Here is a 2,084-nt window from a genome sequence, read left to right on the forward strand (position 1 = left end):
AGTGGAGCAGATCGGCTCTAGCGTTGTCGAAACCCCTGCGGCTCGGCGGCGGCGGAGTCGCGAGCAGGTCATTTTCTCTGCAGGGCCAGCCAGGCGCGCGCCGACCGCAGGCTGTTGAATAGCTTGATGGGCCGGTCGGCAGCAGCGAGTGCGCCCAATAGGCGGGAAAATCTCACGGTCTGTTCGGCAGTGCCCACCAGCGCAAGGGCCCCGACAGGCCCTTCTTCGTGATACGCCCTGATCTTGGCGCAGATCGCCAGCAGTTCCTCGCCAGTCATCGTGGACTGCACTGCTCGTCCATCAAACAGCTTGCGATAAGACAGCGCCTTTGCGCCCGCTAGCGCCTCTAACAGCGACATAGCGTCAGCCAAGGTGACTTCACCCTCGCCAACCCCGGTGAAAAGGCGCTCCTTGGAATCGATCGTCCAGTACAAAGGCATGAGGGCCGCGTCTAGCGAGATTGCAGGCAGCGGTTATTGATGACGACCGCCCAAAACGTTGACGGCAGACGCAGGCAGACGGTCGACCGACCCGGAGAGCAGGCAATAGCTGGCTACAAGCCTATGCCGGCCAGCAAGCTGCCAACCTAAGAACGCGGGGCTACCTCCAATGCGCTCCACGGTCAGGCAGGACAGCGGTGCGAATCAGAGTGCCTGTCGTGGCGCCTCTAACGGCTGGAGGGTGGCTTCAAGCCGCGGCAGCTCGGGATGCGGGTTATCAGCGCCGTAACCATTTTCGAGTGCCCAGATGGCTGCCTGCGTTCGGTTCGCCACCCGTATCTTCCGCAGAATCGACTTCATATGAACCTTGATGGTGGCTTCGGCGATGTCGAGCTTACGGGCGATTGACTTGTTGGGAAGCCCCTTTACCAAGTCCCTGAGAATCTGCTCTTCACGCTCCGACAGGCCATGACGAATTCGAAGTGAAAAAGCGCCGTCGAAGGCTTCAGTCCTCGCTTCCACGTTTGTCACGACTGGCGCAATCGGCAGCCGAGCGGATGGCAATGCAGTCGCCGAACGCGATACAGCCTCCTGGACCAGGATCTTGAGATCGCTGTCGAGAATTCGCCGAAGAGTGCCGACAAGCACATCGGGCGACCCAGACAATGGAATGCATCCATCGATCTCCGACGCCTGCCACTTCTGGTAATCGGCGGATGACGCATCCTCAAAAAGAAGAACGATCTTGGTGTCCGACCACAGCTCGCGAATGCAGCTCGCCGCAGCAGTAACATCGTCGGCCTGCACCGCGCCAAGGACTACAAGCTTGGGCTCATCTGCGACAAGCAAAGAGTTGCTGATGTCGGCTGATGAAGCGACACCTCCAATCACGTGATAAGCATGACTCGCCATCAGTGATGCCAGCCCCTCGCGCACAAGCGAGCGCGGCTCAACGATGAGTGTCGTTACAAGCTTTCCCATTTTGTAGTTCCCATCCACCAGTCCCACACCTCTGCACGCTAGCGGAACATTGAGGTCCGCGAATTAACACACGTTAAGTTGGCGGCAATATCGGATTATTGCCTGCGCCGCTCGCCCTGCAGTGTGAATTACCCCGATGCGCCGGTGAGGAACTGCGCTCCAACACGTAGTCTCTTGGAAGCGCCTGCAAGGCTCTGTTGGTGAACCCATCCAACGAACAGATCGCAGCGTCAGGGACCAAAGCCGGATCGGCCCACACAGCCCACTATCCGGCTTTGGTCTCGCCCTGACGGCCGACCGAGCGTGCAATTACCTCTCATCGAACTCTCGTCGGCATCTTGATGAACCGTGCTAACGAAGAAGCTCGACGCGCTGTACTTGCTGGATCGAGCGGTGCAGCCCCAACCGCACCGCTCCACCTGGAATGCACTCTGCTAGGCACCCACATGACTAGCGATGCCTCCGCTTCCCATGAGGCCAACCCCTAATCGAAAAGGTGGGGGCACACATGCCGGTAAGTCACACGGTCGAAGAATTCCATGTGAATACTCGGCGATTCCTACTGAGCCCTCAATGAGCGGGATCAATGGCGGCGGCCGAATTTGTTGCCGTCGGGCACGCCCCTTGTTGGGTTGTGTGGGAGTGGGCGCGTAATGCACTACC

Annotated in this window: 2 protein-coding genes; both read right to left on the reverse strand. The window is 59.2% G+C overall.

What is annotated here, in order from left to right:
* Nucleotides 1-68: 68 nt before the first annotated feature.
* Nucleotides 69-440, reverse strand: coding sequence for a hypothetical protein (locus RSO01_RS46595; protein WP_147157448.1), 372 nt, complete (start codon nt 438-440; stop codon nt 69-71).
* A gap of 204 nt (nt 441-644) precedes the next feature.
* Entirely contained in the window at nt 645-1,421 is a 777-nt protein-coding gene (locus RSO01_RS46600; protein ID WP_147157449.1) for a response regulator transcription factor, read from the reverse strand.
* Nucleotides 1,422-2,084 lie beyond the last annotated feature (663 nt).

The organism is Reyranella soli, assembly GCF_007992495.1.
Classification (GTDB): domain Bacteria; phylum Pseudomonadota; class Alphaproteobacteria; order Reyranellales; family Reyranellaceae; genus Reyranella; species Reyranella soli.